20 protein-coding genes are annotated in these 14,878 nt (G+C 59.7%); 1 reads left to right on the plus strand and 19 read right to left on the minus strand.

What is annotated here, in order from left to right:
• Window positions 1-68: 68 nt before the first annotated feature.
• The 16 genes from Q5H31_RS02445 to adhE form a co-directional block, all read right to left on the minus strand.
• Window positions 69-254, minus strand: a complete 186-nt coding sequence (locus tag Q5H31_RS02445) for a type Z 30S ribosomal protein S14 (RefSeq protein ID WP_003814530.1) — start codon at window positions 252-254, stop codon at window positions 69-71.
• Window position 255: 1 nt separating this feature from the next.
• A complete protein-coding gene (gene rplE / locus Q5H31_RS02450; RefSeq protein WP_003808042.1) occupies window positions 256-828 on the minus strand; it encodes a 50S ribosomal protein L5 in 573 nt (190 codons plus the stop codon).
• Window positions 825-1,160: a 50S ribosomal protein L24 gene (gene rplX / locus Q5H31_RS02455; RefSeq protein ID WP_003808040.1), complete on the minus strand. Its 336-nt coding sequence runs from the start codon at window positions 1,158-1,160 to the stop codon at window positions 825-827. Before rplX ends, rplE begins: the two co-directional genes overlap by 4 nt.
• Before the next feature lies 1 nt (window position 1,161).
• On the minus strand, window positions 1,162-1,530 hold the full coding sequence (rplN, locus tag Q5H31_RS02460) for a 50S ribosomal protein L14 (RefSeq protein WP_003808038.1): 369 nt from the start codon (window positions 1,528-1,530) through the stop codon (window positions 1,162-1,164).
• A gap of 91 nt (window positions 1,531-1,621) precedes the next feature.
• Window positions 1,622-1,882 carry a 30S ribosomal protein S17 gene (gene rpsQ, locus Q5H31_RS02465; protein WP_003808036.1) on the minus strand — a complete coding sequence of 87 codons (261 nt, stop codon included), beginning with the start codon at window positions 1,880-1,882 and terminating at the stop codon, window positions 1,622-1,624.
• Complete coding sequence (gene rpmC / locus Q5H31_RS02470; protein ID WP_003835994.1) at window positions 1,882-2,139, minus strand: 50S ribosomal protein L29; 258 nt, start codon at window positions 2,137-2,139, stop codon at window positions 1,882-1,884. The genes rpsQ and rpmC overlap by 1 nt, the downstream gene beginning before the upstream one ends.
• Window positions 2,139-2,558, minus strand: coding sequence for a 50S ribosomal protein L16 (rplP, locus tag Q5H31_RS02475; RefSeq protein ID WP_003835996.1), 420 nt, complete (start codon window positions 2,556-2,558; stop codon window positions 2,139-2,141). Before rplP ends, rpmC begins: the two co-directional genes overlap by 1 nt.
• 7 nt (window positions 2,559-2,565) lie before the next feature.
• The gene (gene rpsC, locus Q5H31_RS02480; RefSeq protein ID WP_026646506.1) at window positions 2,566-3,369 is read right to left on the minus strand and encodes a 30S ribosomal protein S3; all 804 of its coding nucleotides are present in this window, start codon (window positions 3,367-3,369) and stop codon (window positions 2,566-2,568) included.
• A gap of 2 nt (window positions 3,370-3,371) precedes the next feature.
• Entirely contained in the window at window positions 3,372-3,731 is a 360-nt protein-coding gene (gene rplV, locus Q5H31_RS02485) for a 50S ribosomal protein L22 (protein ID WP_003808026.1), read from the minus strand.
• 16 nt (window positions 3,732-3,747) lie between these two features.
• Window positions 3,748-4,026: a 30S ribosomal protein S19 gene (gene rpsS, locus Q5H31_RS02490; RefSeq protein WP_003808025.1), complete on the minus strand. Its 279-nt coding sequence runs from the start codon at window positions 4,024-4,026 to the stop codon at window positions 3,748-3,750.
• Window positions 4,027-4,041: 15 nt separating this feature from the next.
• The gene (gene rplB / locus Q5H31_RS02495; RefSeq protein ID WP_003808023.1) at window positions 4,042-4,872 is read right to left on the minus strand and encodes a 50S ribosomal protein L2; all 831 of its coding nucleotides are present in this window, start codon (window positions 4,870-4,872) and stop codon (window positions 4,042-4,044) included.
• Between the two features lie 36 nt (window positions 4,873-4,908).
• Window positions 4,909-5,205 carry a 50S ribosomal protein L23 gene (gene rplW / locus Q5H31_RS02500; RefSeq protein ID WP_003808021.1) on the minus strand — a complete coding sequence of 99 codons (297 nt, stop codon included), beginning with the start codon at window positions 5,203-5,205 and terminating at the stop codon, window positions 4,909-4,911.
• A 5-nt stretch (window positions 5,206-5,210) separates the two neighbouring features.
• On the minus strand, window positions 5,211-5,876 hold the full coding sequence (gene rplD, locus Q5H31_RS02505; protein WP_003808018.1) for a 50S ribosomal protein L4: 666 nt from the start codon (window positions 5,874-5,876) through the stop codon (window positions 5,211-5,213).
• A gap of 6 nt (window positions 5,877-5,882) precedes the next feature.
• On the minus strand, window positions 5,883-6,524 hold the full coding sequence (rplC, locus tag Q5H31_RS02510; RefSeq protein WP_003808016.1) for a 50S ribosomal protein L3: 642 nt from the start codon (window positions 6,522-6,524) through the stop codon (window positions 5,883-5,885).
• A gap of 17 nt (window positions 6,525-6,541) precedes the next feature.
• Window positions 6,542-6,850, minus strand: coding sequence for a 30S ribosomal protein S10 (rpsJ, locus tag Q5H31_RS02515; protein WP_003808013.1), 309 nt, complete (start codon window positions 6,848-6,850; stop codon window positions 6,542-6,544).
• A gap of 459 nt (window positions 6,851-7,309) precedes the next feature.
• The gene (gene adhE, locus Q5H31_RS02520) at window positions 7,310-10,042 is read right to left on the minus strand and encodes a bifunctional acetaldehyde-CoA/alcohol dehydrogenase (protein WP_085382381.1); all 2,733 of its coding nucleotides are present in this window, start codon (window positions 10,040-10,042) and stop codon (window positions 7,310-7,312) included.
• 401 nt (window positions 10,043-10,443) lie between these two features.
• Here adhE and Q5H31_RS02525 point away from each other — a divergent pair, with 401 nt between their 5' ends.
• Entirely contained in the window at window positions 10,444-11,580 is a 1,137-nt protein-coding gene (locus Q5H31_RS02525) for an ROK family transcriptional regulator (protein WP_055309027.1), read from the plus strand.
• A 128-nt stretch (window positions 11,581-11,708) separates the two neighbouring features.
• Here the strand turns inward: Q5H31_RS02525 and Q5H31_RS02530 are convergent, their stop codons facing one another.
• The 3 genes from Q5H31_RS02530 to Q5H31_RS02540 all read right to left on the minus strand — a co-directional run bounded on the left by Q5H31_RS02530 (window position 11,709) and on the right by Q5H31_RS02540 (window position 14,757).
• Window positions 11,709-12,107, minus strand: a complete 399-nt coding sequence (locus tag Q5H31_RS02530; protein ID WP_085379317.1) for a VOC family protein — start codon at window positions 12,105-12,107, stop codon at window positions 11,709-11,711.
• A 107-nt stretch (window positions 12,108-12,214) separates the two neighbouring features.
• Window positions 12,215-13,549, minus strand: coding sequence for an MFS transporter (locus tag Q5H31_RS02535; protein ID WP_302457447.1), 1,335 nt, complete (start codon window positions 13,547-13,549; stop codon window positions 12,215-12,217).
• A 203-nt stretch (window positions 13,550-13,752) separates the two neighbouring features.
• On the minus strand, window positions 13,753-14,757 hold the full coding sequence (locus Q5H31_RS02540) for a zinc-dependent alcohol dehydrogenase family protein (RefSeq protein WP_035010106.1): 1,005 nt from the start codon (window positions 14,755-14,757) through the stop codon (window positions 13,753-13,755).
• Window positions 14,758-14,878 lie beyond the last annotated feature (121 nt).

A 14,878-nucleotide genomic window follows, 5' to 3' on the forward strand; every position in this document is an offset into this window, starting at 1 on the left:
CTCGCCGTGGTTTCCGCCGCCCGCACGCTCCATTGAGCGATTGGGCCGCGGACCTTCAGCGTCGTTATTTACCAACTGGACTTCGTAACGCCGGGCAGCTCGCCGCGGTGGGCCTTCTCACGAAGGCAGATGCGGCACAGGCCGAACTTGCGGTAGACGGAGTGGGGACGACCGCAGACCTGGCAGCGCGTGTAAGCGCGCACCTTGAACTTCGGCTTGCCGGCCGCCTTGTTCTTAAGAGCGGTTTTTGCCATATCAGTTCTCCTTGAAGGGGAAGCCGAGGTGCTTCAGGAGCACGCGAGCTTCCTTGTCGTCCTTGGTGCTGGTCACCACGGTGATGTCCATACCACGCTGGTGATCGATCGAATCCGGATCGATCTCGTGGAACATGGACTGCTCGGTAAGGCCAAAGTTGTAGTTGCCCTGACCATCGAACTGGTCGCCGTTGATGCCGCGGAAATCACGGATACGCGGCAGAGCCATGGTCAGAAGGCGATCCAGGAACTCCCACATGCGCTCGCCACGCAGGGTGACGTAGGCGCCGATGGCCTGGCCCTCACGCAGATGGAACTGCGCGACAGACTTCTTGGCCTTGGTGATCTTCGGCTTCTGGCCGGTGATCAGAGTGAGGTCCTTGACAGCGCCTTCGATGAGCTTGGAGTCGCGAGCTGCGGCGCCAACGCCCATGGAGACGACGACCTTCTGGACGCGAGCGACCTGCATCGGGTTGGAGTAGTGGAATTCCTTCTCCAGCTCCGGCACGATCTGCTCGTTGTACTTCTGCTTCAAGCGCGGAGTTGCCGGCGCTTCGACAGTGGTATCGGTCATGCCAGCTCCTTTCCGGACTTCTTGGCGACACGCACGCGCACGGTCTTCACCTTGCCGTCACGAGCCTCTTCCTTTTCGACGATGCGCACGCGGGTGGGCTGCTTGGTCTCCGGATCGATGACCATCACGTTGGAGCGATGAATCGGAGCCTCGACAGCCACGATGCCGGCCTGCTGGCCCTGCTGCGTGGCGCGGACGTGCTTCTTGACGATCTGCACGCCCTCGACGATCAGACGATCGTCCTTGAGCACCTGCTTGACGGTGCCTTCCTTGCCGCGGTCCTTGCCGCGGATGACCTTGACCAGGTCGCCGCTCTTAATCTTGGCTGCCATGTCAGATCACCTCCGGGGCGAGGGACACGATCTTCATGAAGCGCTTGTCGCGCAGTTCACGACCGACCGGTCCGAAGATACGAGTGCCCTTCGGTTCACGGCCGGAGCCGAGAATGACGGCGGCGTTCTCGTCGAACTTGATGTAGGAGCCGTCCACACGACGGTGCTCCTTGACAGTGCGGACGACGACAGCCTTGACGACGTCGCCCTTCTTGACCGACCCGCCAGGGATGGCGTCCTTGACGGAGGCGACGATCACGTCGCCGATGCCGGCATAGCGTCGCTTCGATCCGCCGAGCACTCGGATGGCGAGGAGTTCCTTCGCACCCGTGTTGTCGGCGACATGAAGCCGCGTTTCCTGCTGAATCATTGATTCTCCTTAGCCGAGCTGGTTCTCCCCAAGCACCCCGCCTGCCTGCTTGAAGCAGGCGGGGTGACTCACGGAGCCTTGCCGAACTTATTTACTTAGCGCGCTCGATAATGCTATCGAGACGCCAACGCTTGGTCTTGCTCAGGGGCCGAGTCTCCATAATACTCACGAGGTCGCCAATGTGAGCCTCGTTGTGTTCATCATGGACCTTGACCGTACGAGTGGAGCGCACAACCTTGCCGTAAAGCGGGTGGGTCGAACGCTGCTCGAGCTCGACGGAAATCGTCTTGTCCATCTTATCGGACACGACGTAACCGCGACGAACCTTGCGGAAGTTACGCTCTTCAGCCATTACTTCTCCTCAGCTTTCGTTTCGGTCGCCTCGGGGGCCTGGCTGATGCCGAGCTCACGCTCGCGCAGGACGGTGTACATCCTGGCGATGTCGTGCTTGACCGCCTTGAGGCGGGCGGTGTTTTCGAGCTGACCGGTCGCGGACTGGAAGCGCAGGTTGAACAGCTCTTCCTTGGACTTCTTGAGGAAGCCCTCGATCTCCTCGTTGGTCTTCTCGTTGAGATTCTTCATGGTGTAGTCTGCAGTTCCGACTGCCATCAGATGTCACCGCCTTCACGAGCAATAACACGGCACTTCATGGGGAGTTTGTCGATTGCGCGGCGCAGAGCCTCACGAGCGACATCCTCGGACACGCCACCGATCTCGAACATAACGCGACCCGGGTGGACGTTGGCGATCCAGAATTCCGGAGTACCCTTACCGGAACCCATTCGGGTGCCGAGCGGCTTCTTGGTCAGCGGACGATCCGGGAAGATCGTGATCCACACGCGGCCACCACGCTTGATGTAGCGGGTCATGGCGATACGAGCAGCCTCGATCTGGCGGTTGGTCACATAAGCCGGAGCCAGAGCCTGGATACCGAAATCGCCGAAAGCGATCTCGTTGCCGCCCTTGGACATGCCACGGCGGACCGGACGGTGTTGCTTACGATACTTGGTTCTCTTTGGGATAAGCATTCTCAGCTCACTCCTTCGTTTCCGTTGCGGCAGGTGCCTCAGCAGCGGCCGGAGCCTCTGCTGCTGCGTTCTGCTGCGGAGCAGCGTTGCGCTGGCCGCGACGCGGACGACGATCGCCGCGACGACCCTGGCGGTTGTTGCTCTGCTGTGCCTGCTGCTCTTCGAACTCACGCTCGGTCATATCGCCCTTGTAGATCCAGACCTTCACGCCGATGCGGCCGTAAGTGGTCTTGGCCTCGAAGAAGCCGTAATCGATGAGGGCACGCAGGGTCTGCAGCGGAACGCGACCCTCGCGATAGAACTCGGAACGGCTCATTTCGGCGCCACCAAGGCGGCCGGAGAGCTTGATACGGATACCCTTGGCGCCTGCACGCATGGCATCCTGCTGGGCCTTACGCATCGCGCGACGGAAGGTCACGCGGTTGGTGAGCTGCTCAGCGATGCCCTGTGCGACGAGCTGGGCGTCCAGTGCGGCGTTCTTCACTTCGAAGATGTTGAGCTGGACCTGCTTGCCGGTGAGCTTCTCGAGCTTGGCGCGAACGCGCTCAGCCTCAGCGCCACGACGGCCGATGACGATGCCCGGACGAGCGGTGTGGATGTCCACACGCACGCGGTCGCGGGTACGCTCGATGACGATACGGGACACGCCCGCACGCTCGAGATCCTTGCTCATGGCCTTGCGGATGGCGTCATCTTCGAGAACGAAGTCGCGGTAGCGTTCGCCAACCTTGTTGGAATCGGAGAACCACTTGGAACGATGGTTCTCAGTGATTCCCAGGCGGTAGCCAAACGGATTGATCTTCTGACCCATCTTTAGCGGTTTCCTTCCTTGTTAGCGACGACGACCGTGATGTGGCTGGTGCGCTTGTTGATACGAGCGGCACGGCCCTGTGCACGAGCGCGGAAACGCTTGAGCGTCACGCCTTCGTCCACATAGGTCTCCTTCACGACCAGGTCGTTCTCGCGGAACGGCTCGCCGGCCTTGTCGGCCTTCACACGAGCGTTCGCGATGGCGCTCTCCAGGACCTTACGCACCGGGAGGGATGCGTCCTGCGGAGCGAACTTCAGAATGGTGATGGCTTCGGTCGCCTTCTTGCCTCGGATGAGGTCGACCATACGGCGAGCCTTGCGCGGCGTCACGCGGACGTGACGAGCGATTGCTTTAGCTTCCATGTGTCCTTACTCTCCTTTAGCGGCGTGCCTTCTTGTCGTCCTTCACATGACCCTTGAAGGTCTTGGTCGGGGCGAACTCACCGAGCTTGTGGCCAACCATGGATTCGGTGACGAACACCGGAACATGCTTGCGGCCATCATGAACGGCGAAGGTGTGTCCGATGAAATCAGGGGTGATCATCGAACGACGGGACCACGTCTTGATGACGTTGTGCGTACCCTTCTCGTTCTGCTCGTCGACTTTCTTCTGCAGGTGGGCGTCGACGAAGGGGCCCTTCTTGATGCTACGAGTCATCTACTCGACACTCCCTTACTTACGGTTCTTACCATTCGGGCGACGACGAACAATCATCTTGTTCGAAGCCTTCTTCGGACGGCGGGTACGAACCTCGCCCTTGCCCCACGGAGAAACCGGCGGCTTGCCACCGCGGGTACGACCGCCGTGCGGGTGATCGACAGGGTTCATGGACTCACCACGGGTGATCGGGCGCTTGCCCATCCAACGAGCGCGGCCTGCCTTGCCAAGCTGGATGTTGGCGTGGTCGGAATTACCGACCTCACCAACGGTCGCGCGGCAGCGAGCGTCCACGTTGCGGATTTCGCCGGACGGCATACGCAGCTGAGCGTAGGCGCCATCCTTGGCGACGAGCTGCACGGCAGCACCGGCGGAGCGGGCGATCTTGGCGCCACCCAGCGGGCGGAGCTCAATCGCGTGCACCACGGTACCGGTCGGGATGTTGCGCAGCGGCAGGTTGTTGCCCGGCTTGATATCAGCCTGAGCGCCGGTCTCGATGACGTCGCCCTGCTTGATGCCTTCCGGAGCGATGATGTAACGCTTCTCACCGTCTGCGTAGTGCAGCAGTGCGATGCGGGCGGAACGGTTCGGGTCGTACTCGATGTGAGCGACCTTGGCCGGCACGCCGTCCTTGTCCCAACGCTTGAAGTCGATGAGACGGTACTGGCGCTTGTGACCGCCGCCGCGATGGCGGGAGGTCATACGGCCGTAGGAGTTACGACCGCCAGTCTTGCTGAGCTTGCGAACCAGCGACTTCTCAGGCGTGGAGCGCGTAAGCTCGGAGAAGTCCGAGACGGACGCGTTACGGCGGCCTGCAGTCGTCGGCTTATAAACGCGGATAGCCATAATCTAGTTCTTCCTTTAACTTTTCTCGGCTAGCCTTCAGTTACCGAAGATGTCGATCGTCTGGCCCTCGGCGACGGTCACGATGGCGCGCTTCTGATTGACGCGCTGGCCGAAACCGTTGCGGGTGCGCTGGCGCTTGCCGGCGCGGTTGAGGGTGTTGACGTTCGTCACCTTGACATTGAAGATCTCTTCGATTGCCTGCTTGATCTGAACCTTGTTCGCGTTCGGGGCCACCACGAAGGTGTACTGACCGCGATCGGACAGAGCGTAGCTCTTCTCAGAAACGACAGGCTTGAGGATGATGTCGTGTGCGGGCTTGTGAATAGCGACCATGAAAATCAGGCCTCCTTTGCAGCCGGCTCAGCCTTCGCAGCGAGGAAAGCATCAAAGCCTTCCTTGGAGAAGACCACGTACTGAGCGGTGACCACATCGTACGTGTTGAGCTGATCGGCGAAGATCGGGTGAACGGTCGGGATGTTACGAACGGAAAGCCATTCGTTCACATTCTCGCGAGAGAGCACCACGGTGGTGAACTTGTTCTCGGTCACCGGGGTAAGAGCGGCAACGGCGGCCTTGGTGGACGGGGCTTCGGAAACACCGAAGTCGACAACGGCCACGTGACCGGCATTGGCACGATCGGAAAGCACGTACTTGAGAGCAGCGGCCTTCATCTTCTTCGGGGTGCGCTGGGAGTAGTCACGCGGCTGCGGACCGAACACGGTGCCGCCGTGGTACCACTGCGGTGCACGGATGGAGCCCTGACGAGCACGACCGGTGCCCTTCTGCTTCCACGGCTTGCGGCCACCGCCGGAAACCATGCCACGAGTCTTGGTGGCGTGGGTGCCCTGGCGAGCAGCGGCGAGCTGGGCGATGACGACCTGGTGGATCAGCGGGATGCGGGACTGAACTTCTTCAGCGGAGAAGCCGAAGATCTCAGCCGGGGCATCGACGGTGCCGGTGGCCTTGCCCTGGTTATCGGTGACGTTCAGAGTAACGTTTGCCATGATTTATCAGGCTCCCTTCACTGCCGAACGGACGAGAACGATGCTGCCCTTCGGGCCCGGAATGGCGCCCTTGATAGCCAGCACGCCGTTCTCAACATCCGACGAAACGATGGTGAGGTTCAGCGCGGTGTTGGTCACATGACCCATGCGGCCAGCCATGCGCTTGCCCTTGAGGATGCGGCTCGGGGTGGCGCATGCGCCAACAGAGCCAGGACGACGCTCGTTCTTGTGAGAGCCGTGGGTACGACGATAGGACTTGAAGCCCCAACGCTTGATGGTGCCTGCGAAGCCCTTGCCCTTGGTGGTACCGGTCACGTCGACCAGGGTGCCTTCCGGGAACAGCTCAGCGGTCAGCTCCTGACCCGGCTCGAACTCTTCGGCGTTATCGGTGCGGACCTCAGCGAGGTGACGACGCGGGGTGACGCCAGCCTTGGCGAAGTGGCCGGCAAGCGGCTTGGTCACCTTGGTCGGGTCAACCTGGCCGTAGCCAAGCTGAACAGCCTTGTAGCCGTCGGACTCTTCGGACTTGACAGCGGTCACCACGTTGGTGGACACGTCAACGAGGGTCACAGGAACGAAGAAACCGTTCTCGTCCCAGACCTGAGACATACCGAGCTTCTTACCCAGCAGTGCAGTGCGATTAGACATAATGGTTCCCTCCTCCCTTACAGCTTGATCTCGATGTTCACATCTGCGGGCAGATCAATGTGCATAAGGGAGTCCACGGCCTTCGGGGTCGGGTCCACAATGTCGATGAGACGCTTATGAGTGCGCATCTCGAAGTGCTCGCGAGAATCCTTGTACTTGTGAGGAGAACGGATAACGACGAACACGTTCTTCTCGGTCGGGAGCGGAACCGGGCCAACCACAGTTGCGCCCGCGTTCGTCACCGTTTCGACGATCTTCTTCGCCGATTGGTCGATGACCTCATGGTCATAGGACTTAAGCCTGATGCGGATTTTCTGTCCCGCCATTGCCTTCCGCCCTTTCTAGCGATTCGTTATTTACTGTTTACCAGCCTGCTTCCAAGGGCACCGGCGCAGAAGACCCCCGGAACCGTGGAAGTCCCGTGGCCATACCACATCAGTGCGCAGCCATGCAGCTTCTCACCGGAGTGAGCCGCTGTGCCACGCTCGCTTTTTGAATTACAATTTGCGAGCCCTAAAATCAGGCAACTTCTTTATCTAAGCATCAGGGGTGAACATATGGAATTCGCGCGTGTCGCGGTTTTTCCAACGTTTTTCGCGGTGTCGCGCCAACACAATCACGCGTCTTCTTTCGATGAAGAACGCGGAAGGTAACGGCGACGGTCCACTTCCTCCTCACTATAAAAAAAGAGCCTGATGGTTTCCCATCAGGCTCCTTTTGCACGACTCCTTATATACGCTTCACTTCACATCTTTTATATAAGGAGTCACGTTGCGATATTGCGATCAGGCGCGCTCGGAAGCTTCCTCCGTAGCGGCTTCGCCCTGACGCTCGATGCGCAGCTTGTGGCCTTCCTCCTGGCTGACGCCGTAGTAGGCCGCGATGGCGATGTCCTTCATATCCTCGATCTGCGGGATACGCGGGTTCGCCGGTGCGCACTGGTCTTCGTAGGCGCGCATACCGATCTGGTCGATGATGGACCAGTAGTAGTCCTCATCCACACCGCACTCCTTGAAGCTCTTGTTCATGCCGAGCTTGTTGTCACGGTAGTCCTCAACGGCCTTGGCCAGGTTCTCGACGCCCTCTTCCGGGGTCTTGCCCGGGTTCACGCCAAGGTTCTTGGCGATCTCCTGGTAGCGTTCCGGAGCGATGTACTTGTTGTACTTCGGCCAGCTGGTCGGCTCCTCCGGGACGGAACCGTTGTAACGGATCACGTACGGCAGGAGGATGGAGTTGGTGCGGCCGTGGGCCACGTGGCACAGAGCGCCGATGGTGTGGGCCATGCCGTGACACATGCCGAGGAAGGCGGAGCCGAATGCCATGCCGGCCATGGTGGCGGCGTTGTGCATCTTCTCCTGGGCGCGGGTCTTTTCCTCACCCGGCTCGCCATTGACGGACTCGGCGAGGTTGTCCCACACCAGCTTGGCCGCGTGCAGAGCCATGCCATCGGTGAAGTCGTTGGCGTAGACGGAGACGTAAGCCTCAAATGCGTGGGTCAGGGCGTCGAAGCCGGCGTCGGAAGCGAGCTTGCGCGGCTGGGTGCGGGCCAGCACCGGATCGACGATGGCGACGGACGGGGTCAGCGCGTAATCGGTGATCGGGTACTTGTAGCCGGTCTTGTGGTCGGTGATCACAGCGAACGGCGTGACTTCGGAACCGGTGCCGGAAGAAGTCGGGATGCACACCAGCTTGGCCTTCTTGCCCAGCGGCGGAATCTTGAACGCGCGCTTACGGATATCGAAGAACTTCTCACGCACATCGGAGAAGGAGATTTCCGGGTGCTCGTACAGCAGCCACATGATCTTGGACGCATCCATCGGGGAACCACCGCCGACGGCGATGATGGTATCCGGCTCGAACTCCTCGCGCATCATGGCGGCGCCACGTTCGACGGTTTCGACGCTCGGCTCCGGCTCGACATAATCGATGATACGGAAGGTCACGCGGTTGGAACGTGCACGCAGCTGATCGATGATCTTGTCGACGATGCCGAGCTGCTCCATGACCTTATCGCACACGATGACGGCCTTTTCGATGCCGTACATGTCACGCAGGTACTTGATGGCGTTCGGCTCGAAGTAGGTCTTGGCCGGAATCTTGAACCACTGCATGTTGTTGTTCCTCCGAGCGATGCGCTTGATGTTGATGAGGTTGACTGCCTGGACGTTGCCGGACACGGAGTTGCCGCCGTAGGAGCCGCAGCCCAGGGTCAGGGACGGGGCGATGGCGTTGTAGATGTCGCCCACGCCGCCGAGGGAGCTCGGGGAGTTCCAGATGATACGGCAGGCGTGCATGCGCTGGCCGTACTCGCGGACCAGGTCACGGTCGTTGGTGTGGATGGCGGCGGTGTGGCCGGCGCCATGCTTCAGCATGGCTTCGCACATCTCGAAGGCCTGTTCCTTGTTGTCGGACTTCAGCACGGCCTGGACCGGAGCAAGCTTCTCCATGGTCAGCGGCTCGTTCTCGCCGACTTCCTTGCACTCAGCGGCGAGGATGGTGGCGTCTTCCGGAATCTCGAAGCCGGCGGCCTTGGCGATGTACTGCGGGGACTTGCCCGGCACCACGGAGTTGAGCTTCGGGGTCTGGCCGGAGTATGCGGTGCAGCCGAACATGTACTGCTCGAGCTTGGCCTTCTCCTCGGCGTTCACGAAATAGGCCTTGCGACGCTTGAGTTCCTTGACCAGCGGATCGTAGATGTCCTTGTCGGCGATGATGGCCTGCTCGGTAGCGCAGATCATGCCGTAATCGAAGTGCTTGGAAAGAATCAGATCGTTGGCTGCACGCACGACGTCGACGTTCTTGTCAACGTATGCCGGAGCGTTGCCCGCGCCGACGCCCAGGGCCGGCTTGCCGGAGGAGTATGCGGCCTTGACCATGCCCGGACCACCGGTGGCAAGGATGGTGGCGACACCATCATGTTTCATCAGGGCGCCAGTGGCCTCGATGGACGGATGCTCGATCCACTGAATACAGTTCTCAGGAGCGCCTGCTGCGATAGCGGCATCGCGAACGATCTTGGCGGCCGCGACGGAGCAGTTCTGTGCGCCCGGGTGGAAGCCGAAGATGATCGGGCAGCGGGTCTTCAGTGCGATCAGCGACTTGAAGATGGCGGTGGAGGTCGGGTTGGTGACCGGGGTCACGCCAGCGACGACGCCGACAGGTTCGGCGATCTCGTCGATGCCCAGCACGTCGTCCTCGCGGATGATGCCGACGGTCTTCTGACCGGCCAGGTAGTTGGTGACATGCTCGCAGGCGAAGATGTTCTTGGTGGCCTTGTCTTCGACCAGACCACGGTGGGTCTCATCGACGGCCATCTTGGCGAGCACCAAGTGCTTGTTCAGGGCTGCGACGGATGCCTTGGCCACGATGTGGTCGACCTGCTTCTGATCGAGCTTTTCGAATTCGTCAAGAGCCTTCAGGCCCTTCTTGACCAGAGCGTCGACCTCAGCCTCGGCTGCGGCGAGCTTCTCTTCCGGAGTCGGCTTGGTCGGCTCTTCCTTCTTCTTTGCGTCTGCCACTTGAAGTCCTCCTCGATTCTTTGGGGAATAGCAAAGGTGTTTTCAGTTATTCGCTTCAACCTCGCGGCGGAAGCTGCGTTGCTGATCATGTTGTGACCTGAGTCACAATATACCTGAGAAAAATCGCGTTGTATATTCTTCGTCGTGTCGTGTGTTTTATGTTCAGTTACTATCTTTTTTTGTTCTTTTGCCTTATTTTCCGAACATTTAACCTATTTTCAACACCGTTTTGATACGTTTTGTTCATTTAAAGTCAACTTCGCAAACGTCAATTTCGCTATTTTCTAAACGACTTTTTTTAAAGTCTTTTATTTTTGTTGCAAAACGGCGCGAACTTCCTAAAAATACTTTTGTAAAGGTATAATCGGACGAAGTAATACATCATCCGCAAAGGAGCAGACATGAAAGCCGCGCCGACCATGGCAGTGAAGGAGCTCAACAAGCGAGCCCTGACCAGATATCTGTACGCGAACGGCCCCGCGACCAAACAGGTTCTGGAACGGGAACTCGGACTGAGTCTGCCCACCATCACCCAGAATCTGCGCGCGCTAGAACAGGAAGGTCTTGTAGGCAAAGGCGAGCAACTGGGATCCACGGGCGGCAGGAAGGCGCAGACCTTCGTGTTCAAGTCCCGGTTCAAAGCAGCCATCGGCGTCTCCATGCGCTCCAATAGCCTGAATCTATGCGCCATCGATCTGCACGGCGGCGTCATCGCACGGCACCATACCGCGCTCCCCTACCGCAACACCGATGCTTACTATCAGAAGATCGGCGGCATCATCAACGATTTCGCGGAGAAGATCGAACGTGGCGGCACCGACGTCTTAGGAGTCGCCTTCGCCATCCAGGGCATCGTCTCCGCGGACGGAACGACCATCAGCTTCGGCAGCATCATGGGCAATACCGGCGTCAAGTTGGACACCATCGCGCAGAACGTGCATTATCCCAGCATCATGATCCACGATTCCGACGCCTCGGCCATGGCGGAGCTATGGCTCGACCATGCACTCAGCGACGCGGTCTGCGTATATCTGGAAATGCGCCCCGGCGGCGCGGTGATCATCGACGGACAGCTCTATCAGGGGCCGAACCTGCGCAACGGCGTCATCGAACATATGACGCTTGTGCCCGGCGGCAACAAATGCTACTGCGGCCAATACGGCTGCATGGACACGTACTGCTCGCCGGAGACCCTGCTGGAGGACGGCGAAAGCCTGTCGGGATTCTTCAGCGTGCTGAGGCAGGGCGAGCACGATCATCGCAAGCGCTTCGACCATTGGCTTGCCAACGTGGCACAGGCCGTAAGCAACATCCGCGCGCTGCTTGCCGGCGACATCATCATCGGCGGCGAAGCGGCACGGTATCTCGATTCGGACGATATGGACAGGCTCAAGTCCTTAATCGATGAGAAAAGCGCGTTCCACGACACCCGCTTCACGCTGCGCAAGAGCCTGTGCGTGGAAGACCAGAACATCATCGGCGCCGCGCTGCGATTCGTGCAGTCCTACGTCACGGACGTCTGCAACACGGAAGCGTGACGGCACACGCGCAATATGTGTTTGCATACGCGCGAAAAACGCGTATGCAAACACATACACAAAGACGAGGGGCGTTCCCATCCCGTTGCTGTGGATGGGAACGCCCCTCGTCTTTATCAGCCGAACAATCAGACGATCTGGCAGAACTCGATGGTCTCGCCGTTCGGACCGTACACGTTGAAGAAGCGGATGCCGTGCTCCCAGAAGCTGTCGATGTGCTGGATCTCGGTGTCCTTGAACTTCAGGCCGAGTTCCTTGGCGTTTTCGAAGGCCGCTTCGATGTCCGGGGTGTCGAAAGCCCAGTGGTTGATGGCACCGGCGGTCATCGGGGCCGGCTCGCCCTCCCAGGTCTCGATGGTCAGGTGGCCGTAACGCAGGAAGGCGCAGCGGTTCTCGCCGTTGTGGAAGATGCCAGCGACCTCAAAGCCGAGCTTCTCGGTGTAGAAGGCGATGGTCTCGTCCAAATCCTTGGCGACCATGCCGGAATGCTGGAAATCAGTGGTGAATGCGGTCATGGGCTTGCTCATGATGTTCTCCTTCATTGTGGGTTATGCGTGGGCAATGGTACTTGAAAATTGTTGTGTTTTGTCAAAGTGTCGGACGCCCGTGGGGCAGGCGCCCGACATGGACGGGGTCAGGCGACGGCAGGCGCATCTTCTTTGGCTTCGGCCGCGACTTCCTTGACGGAGTCGGCGGACTTCTTGATGCGGTGGCCGTGGCTGTCGAAGCCAGGCTGCTGCGGACGGATGAACAGCGTCAGGATGAACGCCAGCACGTACAGGGCCGCGTACGTCCAGCACACGCCGCCGTAGCCGATGGTCGGCAGCAGGATGGTGGCGATGCCAGGGCCGGCAAACGTGGTCAGACCAGCCGCAAGGTTGTAGGCGGACAGTGCCGCGCCCTGCTTGCCTTCGCCGGCATACAGCGTCATGATGGTCGGCAGCGAGGAGAAGGCGCAGGTGCCGATGCCGACGATGATCGAAGCGATGATCATCATCACCGCGTTCGCGCCGAACCACTGCGGAATGTAGTAGAAGGCGACGGAACCGACGGCGAGCACCGCGCAACCGAACCAACGCATCGGCCACACCCATCCATAGCGGTCCATGAACCAGCCCCAGAAGGTGTTGAAGATCAGGGTGACGACGAACACGAAGCCCCAGATGCGCATCCATTCCTCGGTCTTGAAGATGTTGATGCCTCCGTTGTGCGTGGTGCACAGGTACAGCGGCATGATGACCGGGAAGCCGTACAGCAGCAGGTTGTTGATGATACGGATGATGGCGCAGATGAGGATCTTGCGGTTGGTGACGAGGATGGTGGCGCCTTCGGCAAGTTCCTTAAGCTGCTCCTTGCGGCTCAGACCCTCGCCCTTGACGACCTTGTTCTTCGGCACGAAGAAGAAGCACATGAGCGTGCCGACGATGGAGAACGGCAGAGCGAACCAGAAGGTCTTGTATTCGCCGACGATCGGCATGATGAAGCTCGGCAGATAAGCGCCGAACACACCGATGCCCAGCGAGAAGCAGGTCCAGAAGAAGCCGGTTGCCGAAGCGAGTCGCGATGGCGAAATGTACTGAGCCATCAGCACCACGAAGCTGTAGATGAACAGCGGATAGCCGATGCCACGGATGGCGTACAGGCCCAGGATCAACGGATAGATATGGCTTGGAATGGCCACGCCGAGGAACAGCAGATGCACGCCGATCCACCAGCACGCGCCGAACATCATGACCTTGCGCGCGCCGAACATCTCGGCAAGCACACCTGCCGACCATCCGCCGAAGGCAGCGAACAGGCCGTACACGGTGACCAGCAGCGAGGCCTGGGACGAGGTGAATCCCTGATCCACCATGAATTTCGACAGGAACGTCAGTTCAAAACCATCGCCGGTCATGAAGATCGCGACGGCGAGGAAGCCGAGCATCAGCGTACGCGGAACGCCGAGCCGTTCAAGAAGCTTAATCATGCGAGCACCTTTACCCGATACATCTCTCAACTATGAGAAAATCGTACGAATCAATATGGATTATTTCAATATGGATTATTCGGGGGTCAGGTGTCATGGCCGCCTTGCCATGGCACCCGGTTTATACAAAGCGATGGCCGCCGCGAGAGAGGTAACGTGCGGCGGCCACGATTTTCAGAACAGTCGCAAAACCGTTTGCGACGTCACTTGCCAACCTTGACGACGGCCTTGGAAACGCCGGTGATCTTGCCGTCGAGGAAGTCCTGCACCTGCTCGAGCTCGAGCTCGTGGCTGATGAGGCCGCCGATGTTCATCTTGCCGGAGGAGACCAGCGAGATGGCGTCGCGGAAGGTCAGCGGGTTGATGAAGGAGCCCTGGATGGTCAGCTGCTTCTTGTAGATGTCGTAGGTGTTCATCTCGAAGTGAGCTTCCTGCGGGCCAACACCGAACATCAGCACCTGAGCGCCCTTCTTGGCGGCGGCGACAGCCTGGGCCTGGGTGGTCGGCAGGCCGACGGCCTCGACGATGACGTCGTAGGAATCAGCCGGAATCTGCTCGCGGGTGGTGTTGTAGGTTTCGGTGACGCCGAACTGCTCCTTGTTGCGCTGCAGCTTCTCGTCGAAGATGCCGGCGAGGTCCACCTGGTGCACGCCGTAGGCCTGCAGCAGCTGGGCGAAGATCTGGCCCATGAAGCCGTCGCCGATGACCAGAGCCTTCTGGTACGGACGCAGCTTGAGCAGGTCGAGGCCGTGCACGGCGCAGGACACCGGCTCGATGGCGGCGGCGTCGCGCAGGGAGACGTTGTCCGGCAGCTTGTAGACCACGGTGGCCGGAGCGGTGAACTGCTCGGCCAGACCGCCGTTACGGGTGACGCCGACGGCGCTCAGGTGATCGCACAGCTCAGGACGCTGGGTCAGGCAGTACTCGCACTGGCCGCAGTAGATGTTCGGATCGACGGCAACACGGTCGCCGACCTTGACGTTGGTGACCTCGGAGCCGATGGCTGCGACGACACCGGAGTTCTCATGGCCGAGGATGATCGGCGGAACGGCCGGAGCGGAGCCCGGACGGCCGGCGTACAGGTCATGGTCGGTGCCGCAGACACCTGCGTAAGCGGTGTTGATCAGCACCTCGTTCGGCTGAATCTCAGGAGTGTCCAGTTCCTGGATCTCGAACTGCTTGATGCCAGTCAGAACCAAAGCCTTCATGATTGTTCCTTCCTCACTGAAAGATTTTGTTTTTGCTTCCCGCAGACCCCCTGCGCGATATCTCACACTATACGCTTTTCCAAAAAGTTTTGCAAATTGCTTTTTGTAAAGTTCTTTACAA

The organism is uncultured Bifidobacterium sp., from assembly GCF_959020155.1.
Classification (GTDB): Bacteria; Actinomycetota; Actinomycetes; order Actinomycetales; family Bifidobacteriaceae; genus Bifidobacterium.

What these genes read in the sequence shown, in the direction of transcription:
- Q5H31_RS02530 (WP_085379317.1), bottom strand. Translation starts at nt 12,107, where the DNA reads ATGAGCAAGCCCATGACCGCATTCACCACTGATTTCCAGCATTCCGGC.
- rpsQ (WP_003808036.1), bottom strand. Translation starts at nt 1,882, where the DNA reads ATGGCTGAAGAGCGTAACTTCCGCAAGGTTCGTCGCGGTTACGTCGTG.
- rplD (WP_003808018.1), bottom strand. Translation starts at nt 5,876, where the DNA reads ATGGCAAACGTTACTCTGAACGTCACCGATAACCAGGGCAAGGCCACC.
- rplE (WP_003808042.1), bottom strand. Translation starts at nt 828, where the DNA reads ATGACCGATACCACTGTCGAAGCGCCGGCAACTCCGCGCTTGAAGCAG.
- Q5H31_RS02535 (WP_302457447.1), bottom strand. Translation starts at nt 13,549, where the DNA reads ATGATTAAGCTTCTTGAACGGCTCGGCGTTCCGCGTACGCTGATGCTC.
- rplW (WP_003808021.1), bottom strand. Translation starts at nt 5,205, where the DNA reads ATGGTCGCTATTCACAAGCCCGCACACGACATCATCCTCAAGCCTGTC.
- rplB (WP_003808023.1), bottom strand. Translation starts at nt 4,872, where the DNA reads ATGGCTATCCGCGTTTATAAGCCGACGACTGCAGGCCGCCGTAACGCG.
- rplX (WP_003808040.1), bottom strand. Translation starts at nt 1,160, where the DNA reads ATGGCAGCCAAGATTAAGAGCGGCGACCTGGTCAAGGTCATCCGCGGC.
- rplV (WP_003808026.1), bottom strand. Translation starts at nt 3,731, where the DNA reads ATGGAAGCTAAAGCAATCGCTCGTCACGTCCGCGTGACGCCGCGCAAG.
- rpmC (WP_003835994.1), bottom strand. Translation starts at nt 2,139, where the DNA reads ATGGCAGTCGGAACTGCAGACTACACCATGAAGAATCTCAACGAGAAG.
- rplN (WP_003808038.1), bottom strand. Translation starts at nt 1,530, where the DNA reads ATGATTCAGCAGGAAACGCGGCTTCATGTCGCCGACAACACGGGTGCG.
- rpsC (WP_026646506.1), bottom strand. Translation starts at nt 3,369, where the DNA reads ATGGGTCAGAAGATCAATCCGTTTGGCTACCGCCTGGGAATCACTGAG.
- Q5H31_RS02445 (WP_003814530.1), bottom strand. Translation starts at nt 254, where the DNA reads ATGGCAAAAACCGCTCTTAAGAACAAGGCGGCCGGCAAGCCGAAGTTC.
- rpsJ (WP_003808013.1), bottom strand. Translation starts at nt 6,850, where the DNA reads ATGGCGGGACAGAAAATCCGCATCAGGCTTAAGTCCTATGACCATGAG.
- rpsS (WP_003808025.1), bottom strand. Translation starts at nt 4,026, where the DNA reads ATGACTCGTAGCATCAAGAAGGGCCCCTTCGTCGACGCCCACCTGCAG.
- rplC (WP_003808016.1), bottom strand. Translation starts at nt 6,524, where the DNA reads ATGTCTAATCGCACTGCACTGCTGGGTAAGAAGCTCGGTATGTCTCAG.
- Q5H31_RS02525 (WP_055309027.1), top strand. Translation starts at nt 10,444, where the DNA reads ATGAAAGCCGCGCCGACCATGGCAGTGAAGGAGCTCAACAAGCGAGCC.
- Q5H31_RS02540 (WP_035010106.1), bottom strand. Translation starts at nt 14,757, where the DNA reads ATGAAGGCTTTGGTTCTGACTGGCATCAAGCAGTTCGAGATCCAGGAA.
- rplP (WP_003835996.1), bottom strand. Translation starts at nt 2,558, where the DNA reads ATGCTTATCCCAAAGAGAACCAAGTATCGTAAGCAACACCGTCCGGTC.